Here is an 18760-nt window from a genome sequence, read left to right on the forward strand (position 1 = left end):
ACGAGTGAGACCGAGCGGTGACCTGCGATGATCGCCGCTGACCTTCGTTTACCGAGGTCAGCGGCGGTTATCGCTGTTCATCCATGTGCGGAGGGCGTGGGATTCGAACCCACGATGAGTTTCCCCATACCGGTTTTCAAGACCGGCGCCATCGGCCACTAGGCGAGCCCTCCCGTAGTGCCGCTCCAGTCTGCCATCCGCCGCTGGTTCTTGTCGTACCGGTGGGGCAGAGTCGGCCGCATGCACGCGATCGTGATCGAGGACAAGCATCTGGTGTGGGCCGAGGTTCCGGACCCGGAGCCCGCCGAGGGCGAGGTGATCGTCGACGTCACGGCCTCGGCGGTCAACCGGGCCGATGTGTTGCAACGGCAGGGTCTCTATCCGCCGCCGTCGGGGGCCTCCGACTATCCGGGGCTGGAGTGCTCCGGAGTGATCAGCGCGGTCGGGCCGGGCGTCACCGGGCACCACGTGGGTGAGCGGGTGTGCGCGCTGCTCGCCGGCGGCGGCTACGCGGAGCGGGTGGCCGTGCCGGCGGGCCAACTGCTGCCGGTGCCCGCCGGGCTGTCGCTGGTCGAGGTGGCGTCGTTGCCCGAGGTGGCCTGCACGGTGTGGTCCAACGTGGTCGACCGGGACAGGCTGCGTCCCGGTGAGACGCTGCTGGTGCACGGCGGCGGCAGCGGGATCGGCACGTTCGCGATCCAGTTGGGTGCGGCGCTGGGTGCGCGGGTCCTGGTCACCGCCCGGGCGGAGAAGCACGAGCGGCTGCGCGCGCTCGGCGCCGATCTGGCGATCGACTATCAGACCCAGGATTTCGTACGGGTGGTGCGGGATCACACCGGCGGGCGGGGCGCCGATGTGGTGCTCGACATCATCGGCGCGAAGTACCTGGCGCGCAATGTCGAGGCGCTGGCGGTCGAGGGCCGGATCACGGTGATCGGCATGCAGGGCGGCCGGGCCGCCGAGCTGGATCTGAGCCGGTTGATGGCGAAGCGGGGCCGGGTGTCGTCGACCTCGTTGCGGGCGCGGCCGGCGGCGGACAAGGCGCGGATCGTGGCGGGTGTCCGTGACCAGGTGTGGCCGCTGGTGGCGGCCGGCCTGGTGAAGCCGGTCATTCACAGCACCTTCGCGCTGGCGGAGGCGGCGGAGGCACACCGGCTGATGGAGTCGGGTGACCATTTCGGGAAGATCCTGCTGCAGCGGTGATCACTCGTTCGGGGTGAGCTCACTCGTTCGGGGGGATCGCAACGAAGTTATATGCCCGATAAAGTCGGATATGCGGCGAGTCGCGACGGTGTCCGGGCTCGGCGATCCCAGCATGGACGGACAGCGCGTCCGCTCCGGGCGCGCGGTGCATCCGACCGCTGGGGGACCCCGTGACGTACGCACCGCACCGTTCCGCACCCGCCCGGGAGATCCCGCCGCCGGCCGACGGCCCTGATCCCGGCGCTTCCCGATGGCGGGTGCGGGTCTGGGTCGCCGGTGGGGTGCTCGTCTCCGCCGCCCTGGTCACGTTCGGCGTGTGGGCGGTGACCACCACCCCGGCAACGGTCGTGGTGAGCGGCGCCGACTCCGACGGTTCGCCGGCCGGCGACTTCGCCTTCGACGTGACCGGATTGCGCTGCGGGGTGTCGGCGGTCGGCCCGAGCGACCTGGAGCAGCGCGCCGCCGGGCAGTTCTGCCTGCTCGACCTGAGAGTGACGAACAACGGTGGCGAACCGGAGTTGCTCGACAGCGGCGCACAGCGGATCCATGACACCAACGGCGTAGCCTACGCCGTCGCCGATTCGGCCGCGGTGTTTCTGAACGATGGCGATCCGACCCTGCTCGACGAGATCGAGCCGGGTGAGACGGTCACCGGCGTACTTCCCTTCGATTTGCCTTTGGATGCTCGCCCGGGTGAGGCGACCCTGCGCGACGGCATGTCCGCCCCAGGCGTGCGGGTGAAGTTGCCGGATCCCCGCTGAACGGAGCGTTTATCGGTTCGTGATCGGGGATCAATTATGTGAATCACCCCCCGGCGGATTCGATGATGTGTTGGCATGGTCCACGGAAATAAGCACGGTTGTCCGGGTTCCCATTGCTCACCTTCGACGGCGGCATAAACGCGGCAGGAAGCATCGGCCGCGTTTGGATGGGATTCGCGTGAGTGCCCCGGGCCTATTTCGGAGGCAACACTGCACGGTTCGTCCACCCGCCGGGTGCTGACTGCGGGCGCGCTTGCGCTGGCTGTCATCACGCCGGCCCTAGAGCAGGCCGAGCACGGTACGGAGGCGGTCACGACGCCCCTGGCCATGCCGGTCACACCGGACCTCGCGGACCACCCGCTGGCTCCGGCGATCCAGATGCGCCGGCTCGCCGAGCCGGCGCCGCTGATCGTCTCGGACCCGCTGCGGAACCGCCTTCGGGAGATCAGGTTCGACGCCGGGATAGACGCGGCTCCGCTGCGAGAGGTTCTGCGGAACCGGATGGCGGGCGCCGAGCGTGCCTCCCGCGCCCAGCCACGTCGTGCGGCCGCGACGAGGCAAGTCGCCAGGGGACGGCCGATAGCGCCTGTCGTGCACCGTCCCGGCGTCCTGGCCCGTCAGGTGGCCCGCGTCGCCGAGCGGCCGCTCATCCGCGAGGCGCGCGCCACGCGACCGGCCCGGGCCCAGGTGATACGCCCGGCCCGCAAGCGGGCCGTCGTGCAGGTGAAGCGGGTCACCGCCGCGCGCCGCGGTGTGACGCACAGAAGCGCCCGCAGCACCGTCGTGCGGCGTCTCCAGGCGTCGGGGGGTACCCAGGGCATGCACGCGGTCATCGCGTTCGCCAGGGCGCAACTGGGCAAGCGTTACGTGCGTGGCGGTGAGGGTCCGTACGGTTTCGACTGCTCCGGGTTCACCAAGCGTGCGTATGCCAGGGCCGGGGTGGCACTGCCGCACTCGTCCGGCGCGCAGGCTCGCCGTGCCCGGTCCGTGTCGCGGTCCCAGGCCCGTCCCGGTGACCTGGTCGTCGGTCCCGGTCACGTCGGCATCTACATGGGCAGGGGGATGATGATCGACGCCGGGAACCACCGCACCGGGGTCGTCTACCGGAAGCTCTACCGCGGGCTGTCGGTCTCCCGCCTGAACTGAAGAGGTCCGGACAGCAGTCAGCACCCGCCGATCCGACGGGTGCCGACTCGCTGACCGCCCTGTCCGTTAGGGCGGCCGATCACAACCAGGCGCGGGGATCTCTGCCGCTCACACCCGGTCGGATGTCTGACAGAAGCATTACCGATGAAGGGCCGAAGCATGCGCACCACCTGTGCGTTTACCCCATCGAGTGACAGCAGCCGGCAATGCGGACGAAAGACGCCGGACCCATCGGACGAGTAATGTCGGCCCATCGTGGGAAGACCTGATCAGTTACTCACCACGCCGCCGGAGGCCCACCATGAGTCTTGACCGTGCCCTGGCTCCCGATCCGTTCGATGTTCTGCCGCCGGTCCCGGCCTTCACGGTGACCAGCACTGACGTGACGGACGGCCAGCCCCTCGACGAACTCTTCGCGCACACCAGTGTGGGCGGGAAGAATTTGTCGCCGCAGCTGTCCTGGTCCGGCTTCCCGGCCGAGACACGCGGTTTCGTGGTCACCTGTTTCGACCCCGACGCACCGACCGGGAGCGGCTTCTGGCACTGGGTGCTGGTGAACCTGCCGGTCTCGGTCACATCCCTGGAGCGCGGGGTGGACCCGCTGCCGGAGGGCGCGTTCTGTGTGCGCAACGACTACGGCGAGCGCAACTACGGTGGCTCGGCGCCGCCGCCCGGCGACCGCCCCCACCGGTATGTGTTCGCCGTGCACGCGATCGACGTGGACCGCCTCGAGGTGACGCCGGACGCCTCACCGGCGTACGTCGGCTTCAACCTCGCCTTCCACACTCTGGCCCGGGCCACGGTCCGCCCGACCTTCCAGGTCCGCGGCTGACGCCGAACACGAACGAGGCCGCCGGCTATGCCGGCGGCCTATAAGTCGCGTTACTGCAGTAAGTCCCGTTACCGCATGATCAGCGGGGCACGCGCCCCACGCAGAAGACCGACTGGCCGAACGGCGGCCGGACGACACGCTCGGCGGCCTTGGTCACCGGGAGCACCAGGCTGTCGTAGATCTTCACCATCGGCCCCTCTTTCGGAGCCAGCTTGAAGATGCTGGTGGCGGTGTAGTAACCGATCAGGCCCAACGCGTTGGCGTAGTGCAGCTTCTCGATCTCCAGGCCGGCCTCGGTGAAGGCGGCGCCCAGCGTCTTCTTCGTGTAGCGCCGGATGTGCCCGGTGGCGATGTCCACCTGGCTCATCGCGAACATGAACGCCGGCACGATGATGATGACCTTGCCGCCGGGGCGGACCAGTTCCTTCATGCTTCGCAGCGCGCCCACGTGGTCCTCGATGTGCTCCAGGACGTTGTAGGAGACCGCGGCGCTGTACTCCGCCTTCGCATCCTGCGCGGGAAGCAGCATCTGCCTCACGTCGATGGTCGGGTACTCCGCCATGCGCTCCTTGAGCAGGATCAGACGGTCCGGGTCAGCCTCAGTCGCCGTGAATTTCGGCAGGTGCTCCGACCACTCGATCGCGTAGTCACCGAGGCCGCTGCCGATCTCGATGGGGTTGTCCCCGAGGTGCGGGAGCGCGAGCTCGACGAACCACCGGCGGTGGTTCACGGCCGTAGCGAGGCCTTCGAGCACTTCGGACTGGATCCGCTGGTCTCCAGTGATGTCTGCCATGGGTGACGTTCCCTCATCTTGCCGATCTGAGTGACAGCGGGACCGCTGAAGTTAACCATCTGGCGCGCCTAACCGAAAGTTGACTGCTGGCCCTCTCTGATTTTTTTTCCTGATTGAGACGTAGGACGTCCAGGCACTCGCGTGGGTTACCCCGCCGGAAGACGACTGAGAGGCGCGACGCAGGACACGCGGAAAACACCCGTACATATCGGCTCTATCACGCCTGGGGCGCACACCGCTGGCTTCTAGGAAACCTCGGTTAGGCTCGCCGATGCTATGACGATTACGGGTTATGACTCGACAGGCCAGTCGACCGGCGAGAACGTTCTGCCGCCGCGCCAAGTGACCGCCGACGACGACCTGGACGCGGAGCTGATAGCTCTGGAGGCGAGCGTCACAGTGGCCGCTCCGGTCATTGTGTCGCCGGCCGTTGAAACCGTCGAAGAGCAGGTCGTGCGCCCTTTCTGGCGCCGCCTGGTCACCTGGCGGGACGTCGTTGCGATCACCAGCCTGCTCGCGGTAGCGATCTACCTGACCGCGCCGATGTGGCTGAATCTCGATCATGAACTGCGTGATGATCCGCAGGATCAGGCTTTCTTCGAGTGGATGCTGGCGCACGGTGCGCGAGTGCTCACGGATGGCATCTATCCGTTCTTCTCGGACCGCATGAATTACCCCGACGGGGTGAACATGATGGCCAACACCTCGGTGCTGGCCGTTTCCTTGCCACTGACGCCGGTCACTCTTCTGTTCGGCCCACATGTGGCGTTCAATGTATTCCTCACCGGCGCATTGGCGTTAACCGGCGCTTCGTGGTACCTCGTGCTCTCCCGCCGCTTCGTGGCCTCCCGGGCGGCGGCTTGGGTGGGAGCGCTCTTCTGCACCTTCGCACCGAGCATGGTCTCGCACGCCGGTGGCCATCCGAACATCGTCTCGCAGTTCCTCGTCCCCTTGATCATCTGGCGCACCCTGGAACTGCGCGCCCGTGGCCGTGCCGTGCGCAACGGGCTGATCCTGTCCGGCCTGCTGGTCTGGCAGGCGTTCATCAATCTCGAGGTCCTCTTCATGACCGCGGTGGGCCTCGGCTTCTTCTGCGCGCTCACCGCGGTGGCCCGCCGCCGGAGCCACCCGGGCGAGGCGTGGAGGTTCCTGCGAGCGCTCGGCGTCACCGCGGCCGTCACCCTGGCCGCGCTCGCCTACCCACTCAGCGTCCAGTTCTTCGGTCCGCAGAGCTACCAGGGCCTCTCCGAGTACGTCCGTGCCTTCGGCGCCGACCTGGCCTCGTTCGCCGCCTACTCCCAGCACTCGGTGGCCGGGGACGCCGCCGTCGCCGGCCGGCTGGCGCAGAACCCGGCGGAGGAGAACGCGTTCTTCGGCTGGGGACTGGTCTTCCTCTTCGCCGGCCTGCTGCTCTGGATGTGGCGGTCGGCGGCGGTGCGCACCCTCGGCGCGATCGCGATCCTCTTCGCGGCCCTGTCGCTCGGCCCGAGCGTCGTGCTCAACGGTGTCGACACCGGCGTCCCCGGCCTCTGGGCCGCGCTGCACAGCATCCCGGTCCTGGACTCCGCGGTGCCCACCCGCTGGGCCATGGCGATCGCCCCGATCGTCGGCATCGTCCTCGCCCTCGGCTGCCAGCGTGCGGCCGACCTGATCCGCACCCAGCCGGCCTCCCGGGGCCCGGTCCGGGTCGCGATGATCACCGCGGTGGCGATGGCGCTGATCCCGCTGATCCCGAAGCCGCTGGCCACGGTCCCGATGGACCCGGTTCCCGCCTTCGTCACCTCCGGGACCTGGCGTGCCTACGTCGACGACGAGCACACCATGGTCGCGCTGCCGCTGCCGGACAGCGCCTACCCGGACCCGCTGCGCTGGACCGCCTCGACCGGCCAGGACCTGCGCATCGCCGGGGCGTACGCGCTGCTGCCCGCGCAGAACCCGCAGGACCCGGCCGACCGGACCGCGATGTTCTCGCCGCCGTGGCGCCCGACCAGCGGTCTGATGACCTCGATCAAGCAGGGCAACCCGATCCCGGAGATCACCGACACCCGCCGTGAGATGACCCTCGCCGACCTTCGCTACTGGAAGGCGGCCGTGGTGGTGCTGACCCCGCAGACCCGTGACATCGAGATGCTCCGCACGATGTCCGACCTGCTCGGTTTCCGCCCCACCTGGACCGGCGGCGCCTGGGTCTGGGATGTGCGCCCGCTTGTCGACAACCCCGACGCCGTCCTCGCCGGCGGCGAGCCGTTCTGACGAAGGCCTGACCGGAAGGACGGGATCCGCCCGAAAGCGGCGGCTGGGCCCGGTGTGCGCCGGACGTCGCCGGGTGGCCCCGGTGCTCCTCCTGGCCGTACGACTAGGAGGTCTTGATGCAGCAGCCCCGGCAGACCTTGGGCCGCGGCAGGGTGAAGGCCAGGCAGCAGGTCTTGCGGCGCACGTCGAGCTTGCCGTGCTGGCTGGGATAGACCTCGATCAGGTCGCGCACCCCGAGCGCCCCGAGGAGCTTGTCGATGGTCTCGGCGGAGGAGCCAGGCACCGCGTCCGCGGACCGCAGGACGCCGTGGGCGACGCCCGAGGCGAGCGAGCCGAGCAGCGTGCGCTTGCCGAGGCGGACCCGGCCGTGGATGGCGTCGAGCAGCGGGTCGAGGTGTTCGTCCAGGACGCTGCGGCGGAACTCGGCCAGCAGCGCCGCCTCGTCAGCGACCACCCTCACCTGGGGCAGGCCGGAGACGGCGAGTGGGTCGCTGGGCAGGACCGCGACCGGGATGCCGGGGCGCAGACCGAGAGTGATCAGCGGACGTGGGTCGTCGAAGTGCATCACCGTGTCGGTGGTGCTGAGCAGCGGCACGCGGCGGGCCGAGGTCCAGCCAAGGACGGCCGGCAGCGCCAGCCAGTAGGTGTAGGACTTCCAGGCGAGCGCGGCGGCCGCGTGCGGCTGGGCGCTCCAGCGGCGGTGCGCGGCGTCGAGGAGCGTGTCCAGGTGCACGTCGGCCAGGCGGGCCGTGGGGGTCCAGCCGGCCAGATCGGGAACCACCAGGTCAGGGGCCAGGCCGGGAACCTCGGTGCTGGTGCCGAACATGGTCCGCAGGGTCGCGGTGAGCGGAGCCAGGGGCCGCGGGCGGACCTGCGTGAGCTCCATGGTGATGCTGGTCACGGGCGGCCTGCCCGCGGCACTCGTCGCTGAGTCACCGCATTCTCCTTGCGGATGAACTTGCTGAAGTCATCGTCAGAGCGAGCCGGCTCTTGTGGAGCGGGAAGGGTTCGCAGGGACCCACCGTACTCGGTTAAGGGTAGCCTAACCACACTGGGCAAGGGGATGTTTCGGGCGAATGCCCTGCGTGATGATTACTTTACGTAGCGTGGCCACGCTGCCGGATTAGTCAAGGTATCTGTCGGCAAATCGCTACTAACTCAAACGGACACGGAGCGGCAGCGACACTGAACGTGCCGTCGCGAAGGGGACATCCGTGATGACCACCTCGCCCATTGAGAGGGCCGCAGATCAGTTCGTGACGGCCCTTGCGCAATGGCGGATCGAGCGCGGGATGACCAAGAAGCAATTGGCCGCGCGCATGGGTTTCGATCCCTCCTACGTCAGTCACGTCGAGGGCCGGCGGCACAAACCCACCGAGGACTTCGCACGGCGGGCCGAGGCCGTGCTGGGCGCCGGCGGCGCCATCTGGCAGCGTTTCCAGGAGTACGACGAACTCCGTCACGCCCGCAACTCGACCCTCCACCGTGACCCGCCCGTGCCGGTCCAGTGGCTGCCACCAGGCACCGGGTTGATCGTCGAGCGCGAGGTCGCCGAGCTCGCCTACACCGACGGCGCCTACCGCTGCCGGGTCCAGCGCTGGCTCTACAACGCCGGCGTCGAGCCGGTCACCCGCTACCTCGCCAAGATCTCCGTGGACCGGTACCCGCACGACCCGCCCGGCTCCAACCGCCATCACCGGGAGAACCCGCTCACCTTCGAGGAGATGGACGTGCGGGCGTTCGCCGGCGAGGGCAAGGCCGCCGAGCCCATGCAGTGGCGGGTCAAGCTCGACCGGGACGCGTCCAAGGAGATCTGGCTGATGTTCGCCAACGAGCGCGGCCAGTTCCCGCTCTACCCGGGCGAACGGACCACCATCGAGTACGCGTACACGGTCGGCGAGGAGAAGTGGGGCCAATGGTTCCAGCGCGCCGTCCGCCTGCCGACCCGGTCGCTGACCGTCCGGCTGAAACTCCCGGAGAGCTTCGAACCCCAGGTCTGGGGTGTGGAGGCGTCCCTCGCCGCCGAGGTGCCCGTCCGAACCCCGTTGGAACGCCGCACCGAGGGAGGTCGCGCCATCTTCGAGTGGTCTACCGACGCGCCCCTGCTCAACGCCCGGTACCGCCTGGAATGGCGGTACCGTGGGGCCGGCGCCCCGGTCTACGAGGAGACCGGGCCACCCGAGCCGACCCTGCCGAGGGCGTCGCACCGGATGCGTGGCATCGGCATCATCCAGCGCGGGTCCGACCTGCTCCGGCAGCGTGCCCGTCACTTCCAGCTGCCCCGCGAGGGAGGCGCCGCTCGCAACGCGGTCACCCGGCTGCTCACCTCGCTCAGCCGCCTGGAGGACCTGCACGAGTTCAGCAAGGGCGTGGGGCTCGCCGCGTCCCAGATCGGGATGCCGATCGCCGCCGCCGTCGTCCGCCCGCCGGAACTCGACGTCGACCCGGTGGTGCTGCTCAACCCGCGCGTCGTCGGTGAGTCCGCCGACTGCGACGAGCAGTACGAGGGGTGTCTGTCGTTCTTCGACTACCGGGGTCTGGTACCGCGGCCGTTGCGGATCGACGTGGAACACGCGCGGTTCGACGGGACCCGGGTGGTCACCACGTTCGAACGGGCGCTGGCCCGGCTGATCAGCCACGAGATCGACCATCTGGAAGGCCGGCTCTATGTGGACCGTATGGATCCCCACGCCAAGCTGGTGCCGGTCGCCCAGTACCACCAGACCGGCCGGCCCTGGGATTACTGACCTCGGTTCTGTCAGTCGGTAAAGCTGTCGTACTTTATCCGGACACTTGGCACCTGTAGCTCAGCGAGGCGCTTCAGGGTGGCCTTCACCATCCGGCCCGACCCGGAGACGAAGAAGTCGTGCTCCTTCCACGGGCCGTACTTCGCCACCACGTCCGAGATGTTGCCCTGCTCGCCGACGAAGGTCGGGTCCTCGCTGCACGCGGTCACCACCGACAGCCAGGGATAACGAGCCGCCAGCCGGTTCACGTCGGCCAGGTCGTACAGGTCGTCGCGGTTCCGCGCGCCCAGGAAGACGTGCACCCACCGGGTCCGGTTGTACCGGGTGAGCTCCTCCAGCAACGACTTGATCGGGGCGAGCCCGGTGCCGCCGGCCACGAAGACGGCGTCCCGGGTCGATCTTCGATCCAGTGTCATCGAGCCCATCGGCGCCGCCAGCTTGACCATGTCGCCGACCTGGAGACGCCGGACCAGCGCGCTCGACACCCACCCCGCGCCCACCGCCCGCACATGGAAGTCCAGCGTGTTGTCGCGCCGAGGCGCGTTCGCCGGGGAGTAGGTGCGCCACAGGCGCGGCTGATAACGCGGGCACTCGATGCTCAGGTACTGCCCGGCCCGGTAGTCCAGCGGCTGCAGCGGCAGCACCGTGAACACCGCGATGTCCCGCGACCGGCGCTCGTGCGCGATCACCTCGCCGTACCAGTACGGCGGATTCGGGTCAGCGTCCGCCCCGGCCAGCATCTTCGACGCGATCACCGCGTACGCGTCCGCCCATGCCTGGTCGTACTCGACACCCCATTCCTCGCCCGCGAACGCCCGCATCGCCTCGATCAACGCGCCGCCCACCACCTCGTAGTGGTCCGGTTCCACGTGGAACTTGCGGTGGTCCCGGCCCAGCGCCCGCAGGTAGTCGTCGAACTTCTCCGGATCCTCCAGCGTCTGCACCGCCTGCACGATCGCCCCGAGCAGGCGCGCCCGCTGCACATCCATCTGGACCGGGAACAGATCACGCAGATCCGGGTACGACAGGAAGATGCGCGCGTAGAAATAGCCGGCAACCTTGTCCTGATGTTCCTCGACGAGGCTCCAGCTCTCCTTGAGCAAGCGTGCGAGGTCTCCCATGCCATTCAGGGTGGTCAGCACAGTCGGGAACACGACGCACGAGCAGTGCGACTCGACACCCTCGCCGAAGGCGCACTTGGCGAATTAGGTGTGTTTGGGCGTCACCTAAAGTGGGCCGGTGACTCTCGAAGAGCAGCAGCAGTCAACCCGCCCGGCCTACCTCGCCGAGATCGCCGTCGTCCTGCTGCTGTCACTCGGGCAGTCCGCCGTTTACTCGATCGTGTCGCTGACGGCCAAACTCACCGCCGGGCCCTCTCTCGCCCAGCAGACGACCACTCTGAACCCGACCGTCTCGCCGCGGCCCTACCTCGACCTCACCTATCAGCTGCTCGGCATCTTCTTCGCGCTGATCCCGGTCGTCCTGGCCCTCTTCCTCCTGTGGCGGGACCACATCCGCCCACGCGATCTCGGCATCGACTTTCGCCGTCCCATCCGCGACCTCGGGTGGGGAGCCGGCCTCGCGGCCGGCATCGGACTTCCAGGGCTCCTTCTCGTGTACGCCGCACTGCAGCTCGGCATCAACGCGCAGATCCAGCCGTCCGGGCTCCAGTCCCACTGGTGGGCCGTGCCCGTACTGATCCTCGCCGCCGTCCAGAACGCCGTCCTCGAAGAGGTCATCGTCGTCGGATACCTGATGACCCGGCTCCGCTCCCTCGCATACTCGCCGGTCTGGATCATCGCCGCGTCCGCCGTACTCCGCGGCTCCTACCACCTCTACCAGGGCTTCGGCGGCTTCATCGGCAACGCGATCATGGGCGTCGTCTTCGCGCTGTTCTACCTGCGGACAAAGCGGGTGATGCCGCTCATCGTCGCGCACAGCCTGCTCGACATCGTCGCCTTCGTCGGTTACGAACTGCTGCCCGACTCCTGGCTCACCTGGCTCGAATACTCCGCGTAGAACCGGCGCGCTCGCACCGCGACCATCTCGGTCGTCACCCGGGCGCCCAGAAACGCGGTCAGCAGGCCCACACCCGGGAAACTCCGGCTGACCAGGCTCAACGCCACCCACGCCCCGGCCGGGCCCGGGCCCGGACTCGCCAGCTTCAACAGGTCGCCGGCACGCCGCGGATCCGCCGGGTCCAGGCCGTGAATCGCGGCGAGGTGCAACACCAGCTCCGCATGCGTGATCACGGTCGCTGTCGCCAGAGCGATCGAGGCGTACGGGCCGGCCAGCGCCCCGAACCCACCACGCACCCCCGCCGCGCGGACGAACCGCCGCACCGCGAGCCTGGCCAGCGCCTCGTCGGAAGCGGTCGGGTAGGTGGCGCGGGCGTCATCGGCCCAGGCCCGAGCCCGCGGGCCCAACGTCTGGACAGCCGCCTCGGCCAGGATTTCGGGCGAGTTGGCCGGGTTGGCCAGCAGCCGCTCCGTGAGTGACGGTGCGGGCGTCGCGATCTTCATTCTGGTCACGTGGGCTGCCGGGGCCTCTGGGGTTTCCGTGGCATCCGCGGCTTCCGGTACAGCTGCGGCTGGTGCCGCGAGCCGCTCCGCCGGCCCCGGCCGGCCCGCCTGTGCCGTCGGTCGTTCCGCGGGCGTTGCCTGTGCCGTCGGTCGTTCCGCGGGCGTCGCCTGTTCGGTCGGGACGGGCTGTTCCGCGGACGTGGGCCGTTCCGGTGGCGCCGGCTTCTCCGCCGGTGCCACCAGTACCGGGATCGTCAGAACCTCAGCGGGCGGCGGTGTGGCCGCAGGCTCGGTCGGCTCCGGAATGGCCTTCTTGGCGGGGGAGCGCTTGGCCGCGGCCTTCTTCGCTGGGGCGGCCTGCTTCGCGGGTGCCGTCTTCTTCGCTGGAGCGGCGGCCTTCTTCGCCGGGGTGCGCTTGGAGGGTCCGGACCCAGTGGGGGCGGTTTGCTGCCCGGAGCTGGTTGGGTCGATTTGCCGCGCGGCGGCCTTCTTGGCCGGGGTGCGCTCGGAGGGTGCGGATGCAGTGGGGGCGGTTTGCTGCCCGGAGCTGGTTGGGTCGGTTGGTTGCGCGGCGGCCTTCTTGGCCGGGGTGCGCTTGGAAGGTGCGGAACCAGTAGGGGCTGCTTGCTGCTCTGACGCGGAGGCGGCGGTTCGCTGTCCCGACGCCGGGGAAGCGGTTCGCTGCCCTGACGTGGATGGGGTGGTTCGCTGCTCCGAGTCGATGGGGGCGGGCTGCCGCGCAGGACCGGCGGGGGTGGTCTGTTGCCCGGAACCGGTGGGGACGGTTGGTGCCCGCTCAGGTGCGGCGTTCGCCGGAGGCGAGCTCGCAGGAGCCGGCTCCTGCGAGCGCATCGGCTGGGCTGGCACCGTGCTCGCGGGTGCGGTGCCAGCCGGCTCCGCCGGACGTGGCGCCGACCTGCGCGAACCCCGGCGCGGTGCTGTAGGCGGCTGATCTGAAGAGTGACCTTCCGCACCCTCACCGGAGCGAGGGGGCTGGAAGGTGACCGCAGGCGGTGTGCCACGCCGAGGAGGAGCCGCGGCTTCCTGCTCGGCGGAGGGCTTCTGCTCAGGCGTGCTGAAGGGGCTACGCGGATCCCGAGCCCGCGGAGCCTCCCGGCGCGTGTTCTCCTCCATCGCAGGCAGCCTAGTCGCTACCGCGACGTTTCGCCTGTTCGCGCCCGCTCGCGAAGATCCCTGGCGTGCCGGATGGCTACCTCTTTGTGCGGCGCTCCGAGGGTCCGGTATTGTGATGCCTCGGTGGCCTTCGGGGCACCGGGGAGACTTCGCCTAGTCCGGTCTATGGCGCCGCACTGCTAATGCGGTTGGGGTTTTACCGCCCCTCCCGGGTTCGAATCCCGGAGTCTCCGCGCGAAAGTCGGTGTTGTAGGCTGACTGAGCACGAAGCAAGCGCCCGTAGCTCAATGGATAGAGCATCTGACTACGGATCAGAAGGTTAGGGGTTCGAGTCCCTTCGGGCGCACCAGATCATAAGAGGCCTGGCCAGCGGAAACGCGGGTCGGGCCTTTTACTTTGACCGACCCTTTTGGACGATGGGTGTCACGTGGGTGTCGCTCGGGTGCGGCCACCGTGGGTGACGGAGCTGGCGAATTCTGACCCCTGAGCTGCCGTTCTGTGATGTCTTGCGATCCGGCCGCCGCGGGAGCACCTGTTTTGTTCGGCGGGCGATTCCGGCGTGCCTTGTTCTTGATCTTCTTGCGGGTCCGGCGCGCTGCGGCGAGTACCAGCTTGGCGGTCGCGTCGGCGCAGTGCTGCTGGGTCGCGGGCAGGACACTGGTGTAGGTGTCGGCGGTGACCAGGATGCTGGAGTGCCCGAGCAGATCCTGCAGCGTCTTGAGATCGGCGCCGGCCTCGTGCGCCAGAGACGCCGCGCCGTGCCGGAGGTCGTGCAGCCGAACCGGCGGAAGCCCGGACCGGTCGGCGAGCTTCCGGAACCGCGTGGTGGCGTAATTGGGATTGATCGGCAGGCCGTCCGGCCGGGTGAAGACGTAGCCCGAGTCGAACCAGGGTTTGCCCGCCGCTATCCGCCGGGCGCGCTGGTCGCGTTGGTGCTGGCGATGCTGCCGCAGCACCTTGACCGTGTGCCGGTCCAGCGCGACCGGACGCTGGCCGGCGGCCGTCTTCGGGTCGCCTTCGACGATCCGGTAGCCGGCGGTCGTGCGGTTGCGTTCGACGAACAGCACCTGCTGATCGAGGCCGACGGCTTCCCATCGCAGCCCGCAGAGCTCGCCGCGACGCAGCCCCCGCAGCCCGGCCAGCCACCACAGCGCGAACAGCGGATCATCGACGACACTGTCGAGGAACGTGCTCAGATGCCGAGCGGTCCAGAGTGCGACGGCGGGACGCTCGCCGGTCTGCTCCCACTGCTCGACGCGACCCTCCGTCCAGATCTTGGCGTACGGCCGCTGGTAGCCCCTGATCTCGATATGCCGGGTCGGGTTCGACTCGATCAAGCCCTCCCGGACGGCGAGGTTGAGCGCGGCCCGCAGCGTGTTGCGCACATGCTGCATCGCCGACGGGGATTGCGGCAGACCCTTCCGGTTCGGGACCTTGGCGATCTTCGTGAAGGCCGCCCGGAGCAGCGGCCCGTCCAGATCGGCCAGCCGGTACTTGCCGAGGTGCGGGATCAGGACCAGTTCCACGTCACGGGTGTAGTGCAGCCGGGTGGTCGGCCGAATCCGCAAGCGGGAGTCCAGCCAGTGCCGCAACCACCGCTCCACCGTCCACCCGTCGGCCGTGCGATCGGCAGCCGTGGCATCCAACCATGCATCCCGGGCACGCCGGGCAGCCGCCTGCGAGGGAAACCCGCCCCGGCGGACCCGTTCGGACCAGCCGAGGAAGTTGGTGGTGGAGCAGTGGAAGTACCACGTCCCGTGCCCGCGATCCTCCAGCCGCGGGCAGAACTTCTCCAACCGCCGGCCGTCCTGGCCACGACATCCACACCGCTTGAAGATCACACCTGGATCCGACATCGCACACCGCCCCTCGCCAGTCTTTCCTTCACCATGGGCGTCGCAGCGTGACATTGCAGCCACTCGTAGAGGTGACGATGGCTTGGTGGCCCAGCCGAGTTACAGAGGTCAGTCCGGCACGGACAGCTACCGGTACCGGAGTCCGCGCCGGAACCCGTCGTACTCGGGGCTGTCTCAGCGGTCCTCCACGATGAAGCAGGCGCGTTCGTAGAGTTCGTCGAACGTGATGATTTCGACGTCTTGGATAGATCGCCTGTATTGCTCGAAAGAAGCGATCCTTTCCGGGTTCGTCGAGCCGCGCTCGGAGAATTCGCTCAGGCGTCCGATCACCAGGACCTGTCGGGGGCGGATGGTGGAGATCTCGATGTCGGTCGGGGTGCCGTTGTCCTCGTAGAACCTGTGAAGCTCGCCGGTGACCAGGCGTAGGGCCTTGTGGGCGGTTTTTTGTACCTGCGCTACCGCGCCGACGACGTCCTTGGAGACCTGGTAGACGTCCGGTGGCCGGTACGGCGTACCGGCCAGCAAGGGCGTCAGGTGGGTCTTGATTTCGCATAGCAGGAGGCTGCTGATGAAACCCTTGGAGCGCATGACGGCGTCACTGCGCTTCCCCGCCCCGGTGAAGATGTTGGCACCAGCCGTGATGCGCTCCAGCTTGCCGTCGTTGAGCGGTTCGCACGCCACGAGGTTGAGTCCGTAACCGAAGATCCAGGGGTTCTCCTCGAAGAGCCTCTGCCAGACCGCCTCAGGCCCAGTGGCTAGTTGGCGTTCCTGCTCAAAGTATTCCGAATCAGTCAGGAGCTGTCGGAATCGATCGAGTTGCGCCTTGCGGTTGCTGAGCAGCCTGATGTCCTTCTCCGTGAGGGCGCCGCCGACCGCAGTCCTGACAGCTTCGAGGAGCATCGTGCGGTCTTGGCCGGCCAGGAGTCGAGCCAATTCGGCTTCGTCGCCGACGACCAACCGCGAGCCGCTATCCGGAAGGTCTGGTCCCACGCAGCTCTGGAGGAAGCTGATGACCTTCCAGAAGTTGTCGTGGACATCCCCGGTGTCGACGAGTGCCTTGACGATCTGAGGAACCTCAGTGCCAGGAATCGCTTCCATGGCCGCCATCCTCACAAATTTGGTCTTGTCCTTCTTCCACAGTTTGATCCGCGGCGAAAGGACCCCGTCCTTATTGATGAGGGTGACGTGAAGAAGGGTTGCCACCTGAGGACGGTCGTCGAGGCGGAACTCCGTGATGAGCCGGCCTCTGCGTGTGTCGTAGAAGTATGGAAGACCTTCACCGCGGATCTCGAGATCCGAGAAGTCCTGCGCGGTGACGTCGAACTCCTTGGCAGGGTTGCCGAGACCGAAGCGTTGCAGGATAGGGATACCGGCCTCCGCCGCCTGGTCCCTCCAGTCCGGTGAGACGGCTGGCAGCGGCTCAATGTCGCCCTCGATGGCAAGGGACTGGACGTCCTTACGCTCGAAACGAATGAGTACGGCTTCCAGCCGCTGCCAGATCGCTTCGGTAACCGCCTCCGTGTATGAGGGAAGGAGGACAGAAGGGACGGTTAGGACTGCCTCGTACGTGGCGTCGGTCCATCTGTCACCGGGTATGGGGTTGTAGAAGCCGCCGTCGCGACGCACCGTCAGTACAGCCGCGCGGAGGAGATCGCGGGCGAGTTTCTTGTCGTCGCGTTCGAGGAGGCTGTAGGTCTGTCCGAGGACGAGGTCAAGTTTGCCAACGTCTTGATCATCGAGCGGTACCGATACCATCGGGCCGGTCGACGGCGCAAAGGCCGGCGAGTAGATCGGCCGCCCCGACGTGAACTCGAAGGGGCGGAGCGCCCAGCCATCTGGCCCAAGGAGGCGATTCAGTTCGCCGACGCGGCGTGATGATTGATCGAGGTCAGGCTGTACCTCGGGATGCACGAACCGCGTCAGGAAGCCGAGAAGTATCTCGTCAGGGCCGTCGAGAAGGTTGAACCGGGGGTATTCGAAGACCCAGTGGTCGGGCCAGTCGTGAGGGTTGTTGATCCGGTGCTGGGTGATGTCTTCCCGTGCCGTCGTGAACCGGGGGTCCGTGGATGCCAGCGTGTCTAGGTCGTACAGCGGTCCTAGAAAGTCGATCTCGTCGAGCCTTCCCCACCAGGGACCGCCCTCACCGCAGACATAGTCGACGATGTCGCGTCGCGTTAGCGTCGTGATTCTCTGCTCGCTCCGAGGCTTCGAGGAAGCGGCAAACTCCATCATGTACCCAAGGATGGACGTTCTTCGGCTCAACCGGAACCTGTGGGCGGTCGGTAGGGCGTCGGAAGTCGCTCTTGATCGAGTCCTCGATGATCGTTTCGCGACAACGGTGGTGGGGTCACCAGGGCTCGGGTTTGGCTTCAGGCGGGCGTGGCGGTCGAAGGCCCATCGGTTTGCCGTGCCACCGGGCCCTGATGCCGGTCAGGTCGAACGAGTCGAAGATCAGTTTGCTGCGCGCCGGCGCTGCGCCTTCTCGGCGCGGCAGGGGAGGGTCAGTTTTCTTGCCGCGCGCCGCTCGGATGCCCTCGGCAGGTGGTCCAAGGCAATAATCATCCGGGTGGTTGTCTGTCGTGGTGGTAGTCGTTTCGGTAGTCGTGTCTCGTGAGACACGGAGGGATCTGGAGGGTTACGGAGGGTGGTATGACCAGATGGAGTGGCTTCGGGAGTCCACCAGATACCCGGGAAACTCTCTTCAAGATCACCTACGGATCAGAAGGTTAGGGGTTCGAGTCCCTTCGGGCGCACAAACGATCAAGGCCGTGACCTGCGGAAACAAGGTCACGGCCTTTTTGTTTCCCATTTCCGGTCCCAAAAATCCACCCTGTGGGAGCGTGATGATCGGATGGTGATCGCGTGTCGCTAGCGTGTCGCGTCCACAGTGGATTCCATGGTCGAGCTGGACCTTCGCCAAGCAAACCGTAGCCCGATCCGCAGCCCGCCCCGGTTACTGTGCGTGATGCGACGCCTGGGGTGTTGTCGTCCCGGTCGGGTAAATCTTCGGCTATGCGCGCCTGGCGGCTGGGGTGGCTTGCGGGAGGTCCCGGCGCCGGACGTGTTTCTGGCCGGGGAGGTGCCGCACGAGGTGGTGTTCCCGCGGGTGGCGGTGATCGTGCATCACGGGGGTGCCGGTACGACGGCGGCGGCGGTTCGGGCGGGCCGTCCGCAGGTGGTGTGCCCGTTCGTGGGGGATCAGCCGTTCTGGGGCCGGCGCATGCACCAGTTGGCGGTGGCGCCGGAGCCGATCGATCAACGGCGGCTGACTGCGCCACGGCTGGCGGCCGCGATCCGCGAGGCGATCGACGATGCGGCCATGACCGGTGGTGCTCGCCGGCTGGGCGATCGGGTCCGGGCGGAGAATGGGGTCGCTGCGGCGGTCGACGTGTTGGAGCAGGTCGCCGCCGGCCGCCGATGACCGCGCCGGGGCATCGGCGGTGAGGTGAATCGCTGCCGGGTCCTGCCGTGCAGGGTAGGTTGCCGGGTAAGTGTGCCGGGAAGCCTGGTCGG

At 67.9% G+C, this 18760-nt stretch carries 14 protein-coding genes and 3 tRNA genes; 10 read left to right on the top strand and 7 right to left on the bottom strand.

What is annotated here, in order from left to right; all coding sequences use genetic code 11:
• Positions 1-88: 88 nt before the first annotated feature.
• Positions 89-173, bottom strand: a tRNA-Ser gene (locus tag QLQ12_RS11450).
• Between the two features lie 67 nt (positions 174-240).
• On the opposite strand from QLQ12_RS11450, the gene QLQ12_RS11455 reads away from it, so the two are divergent.
• The 4 genes from QLQ12_RS11455 to QLQ12_RS11470 all read left to right on the top strand — a co-directional run bounded on the left by QLQ12_RS11455 (position 241) and on the right by QLQ12_RS11470 (position 3942).
• Positions 241-1203, top strand: coding sequence for an NAD(P)H-quinone oxidoreductase (locus QLQ12_RS11455; RefSeq protein WP_282759266.1), 963 nt, complete (start codon positions 241-243; stop codon positions 1201-1203).
• 170 nt (positions 1204-1373) lie between these two features.
• Complete coding sequence (locus QLQ12_RS11460; RefSeq protein ID WP_282759267.1) at positions 1374-1964, top strand: DUF4352 domain-containing protein; 591 nt, start codon at positions 1374-1376, stop codon at positions 1962-1964.
• A 234-nt stretch (positions 1965-2198) separates the two neighbouring features.
• On the top strand, positions 2199-3110 hold the full coding sequence (locus tag QLQ12_RS11465; protein WP_282759268.1) for a C40 family peptidase: 912 nt from the start codon (positions 2199-2201) through the stop codon (positions 3108-3110).
• Between the two features lie 301 nt (positions 3111-3411).
• Positions 3412-3942 (top strand): YbhB/YbcL family Raf kinase inhibitor-like protein, encoded by a 531-nt coding sequence (locus QLQ12_RS11470; protein ID WP_282759269.1) that lies wholly within the window; start codon positions 3412-3414, stop codon positions 3940-3942.
• Between the two features lie 79 nt (positions 3943-4021).
• On the opposite strand, the gene QLQ12_RS11475 is transcribed toward QLQ12_RS11470, so the two are convergent.
• Entirely contained in the window at positions 4022-4735 is a 714-nt protein-coding gene (locus QLQ12_RS11475) for a class I SAM-dependent methyltransferase (protein WP_282759271.1), read from the bottom strand.
• 276 nt (positions 4736-5011) lie between these two features.
• Between QLQ12_RS11475 and QLQ12_RS11480 the strand changes: the two genes are divergently transcribed.
• Positions 5012-6988, top strand: coding sequence for a hypothetical protein (locus QLQ12_RS11480; protein WP_282759273.1), 1977 nt, complete (start codon positions 5012-5014; stop codon positions 6986-6988).
• Positions 6989-7091: 103 nt separating this feature from the next.
• Here QLQ12_RS11480 and QLQ12_RS11485 read toward each other — a convergent pair whose 3' ends face one another.
• Positions 7092-7874, bottom strand: coding sequence for a hypothetical protein (locus QLQ12_RS11485; RefSeq protein ID WP_282759402.1), 783 nt, complete (start codon positions 7872-7874; stop codon positions 7092-7094).
• A gap of 331 nt (positions 7875-8205) precedes the next feature.
• Here QLQ12_RS11485 and QLQ12_RS11490 point away from each other — a divergent pair, with 331 nt between their 5' ends.
• A complete protein-coding gene (locus QLQ12_RS11490) occupies positions 8206-9735 on the top strand; it encodes a peptide deformylase (RefSeq protein WP_282759403.1) in 1530 nt (509 codons plus the stop codon).
• A gap of 11 nt (positions 9736-9746) precedes the next feature.
• Here QLQ12_RS11490 and QLQ12_RS11495 read toward each other — a convergent pair whose 3' ends face one another.
• Positions 9747-10856 (bottom strand): globin domain-containing protein, encoded by a 1110-nt coding sequence (locus QLQ12_RS11495; RefSeq protein ID WP_282759275.1) that lies wholly within the window; start codon positions 10854-10856, stop codon positions 9747-9749.
• Between the two features lie 118 nt (positions 10857-10974).
• Between QLQ12_RS11495 and QLQ12_RS11500 the strand changes: the two genes are divergently transcribed.
• Positions 10975-11754 carry a CPBP family intramembrane glutamic endopeptidase gene (locus QLQ12_RS11500; RefSeq protein ID WP_282759276.1) on the top strand — a complete coding sequence of 260 codons (780 nt, stop codon included), beginning with the start codon at positions 10975-10977 and terminating at the stop codon, positions 11752-11754.
• On the opposite strand, the gene QLQ12_RS11505 is transcribed toward QLQ12_RS11500, so the two are convergent.
• Positions 11703-12257 (bottom strand): hypothetical protein, encoded by a 555-nt coding sequence (locus QLQ12_RS11505; protein WP_282759277.1) that lies wholly within the window; start codon positions 12255-12257, stop codon positions 11703-11705. The genes QLQ12_RS11500 and QLQ12_RS11505 overlap by 52 nt on opposite strands.
• Positions 12258-13533: 1276 nt before the next feature.
• On the opposite strand from QLQ12_RS11505, the gene QLQ12_RS11510 reads away from it, so the two are divergent.
• Positions 13534-13624 (top strand) — tRNA-Ser (locus tag QLQ12_RS11510).
• Between the two features lie 40 nt (positions 13625-13664).
• Positions 13665-13740 (top strand) — tRNA-Arg (locus QLQ12_RS11515).
• Here the strand turns inward: QLQ12_RS11515 and QLQ12_RS11520 are convergent.
• Together QLQ12_RS11520 and QLQ12_RS11525 are read right to left on the bottom strand one after the other, a co-directional pair.
• On the bottom strand, positions 13703-15301 hold the full coding sequence (locus tag QLQ12_RS11520; protein WP_328518274.1) for a tyrosine-type recombinase/integrase: 1599 nt from the start codon (positions 15299-15301) through the stop codon (positions 13703-13705). The genes QLQ12_RS11515 and QLQ12_RS11520 overlap by 38 nt on opposite strands.
• Positions 15302-15421: 120 nt before the next feature.
• Positions 15422-17479 carry a Shedu anti-phage system protein SduA domain-containing protein gene (locus tag QLQ12_RS11525; protein WP_282759279.1) on the bottom strand — a complete coding sequence of 686 codons (2058 nt, stop codon included), beginning with the start codon at positions 17477-17479 and terminating at the stop codon, positions 15422-15424.
• Between the two features lie 664 nt (positions 17480-18143).
• Here QLQ12_RS11525 and QLQ12_RS11530 point away from each other — a divergent pair.
• Positions 18144-18668: a glycosyltransferase gene (locus tag QLQ12_RS11530; protein ID WP_282759281.1), complete on the top strand. Its 525-nt coding sequence runs from the start codon at positions 18144-18146 to the stop codon at positions 18666-18668.
• Positions 18669-18760 lie beyond the last annotated feature (92 nt).

The sequence above is a fragment of the Actinoplanes sandaracinus genome (assembly GCF_030009775.1).
GTDB lineage: Bacteria > Actinomycetota > Actinomycetes > Mycobacteriales > Micromonosporaceae > Actinoplanes > Actinoplanes sandaracinus.

What these genes read in the sequence shown, in the direction of transcription:
- QLQ12_RS11525 (WP_282759279.1), bottom strand. Translation starts at nt 17,479, where the DNA reads ATGATGGAGTTTGCCGCTTCCTCGAAGCCTCGGAGCGAGCAGAGAATC.
- QLQ12_RS11520 (WP_328518274.1), bottom strand. Translation starts at nt 15,301, where the DNA reads ATGTCACGCTGCGACGCCCATGGTGAAGGAAAGACTGGCGAGGGGCGG.
- QLQ12_RS11470 (WP_282759269.1), top strand. Translation starts at nt 3,412, where the DNA reads ATGAGTCTTGACCGTGCCCTGGCTCCCGATCCGTTCGATGTTCTGCCG.
- QLQ12_RS11485 (WP_282759402.1), bottom strand. Translation starts at nt 7,874, where the DNA reads ATGGAGCTCACGCAGGTCCGCCCGCGGCCCCTGGCTCCGCTCACCGCG.
- QLQ12_RS11475 (WP_282759271.1), bottom strand. Translation starts at nt 4,735, where the DNA reads ATGGCAGACATCACTGGAGACCAGCGGATCCAGTCCGAAGTGCTCGAA.
- QLQ12_RS11505 (WP_282759277.1), bottom strand. Translation starts at nt 12,257, where the DNA reads ATGAAGATCGCGACGCCCGCACCGTCACTCACGGAGCGGCTGCTGGCC.
- QLQ12_RS11530 (WP_282759281.1), top strand. Translation starts at nt 18,144, where the DNA reads ATGGTCGAGCTGGACCTTCGCCAAGCAAACCGTAGCCCGATCCGCAGC.
- QLQ12_RS11455 (WP_282759266.1), top strand. Translation starts at nt 241, where the DNA reads ATGCACGCGATCGTGATCGAGGACAAGCATCTGGTGTGGGCCGAGGTT.
- QLQ12_RS11495 (WP_282759275.1), bottom strand. Translation starts at nt 10,856, where the DNA reads ATGGGAGACCTCGCACGCTTGCTCAAGGAGAGCTGGAGCCTCGTCGAG.
- QLQ12_RS11490 (WP_282759403.1), top strand. Translation starts at nt 8,206, where the DNA reads ATGACCACCTCGCCCATTGAGAGGGCCGCAGATCAGTTCGTGACGGCC.
- QLQ12_RS11480 (WP_282759273.1), top strand. Translation starts at nt 5,012, where the DNA reads ATGACGATTACGGGTTATGACTCGACAGGCCAGTCGACCGGCGAGAAC.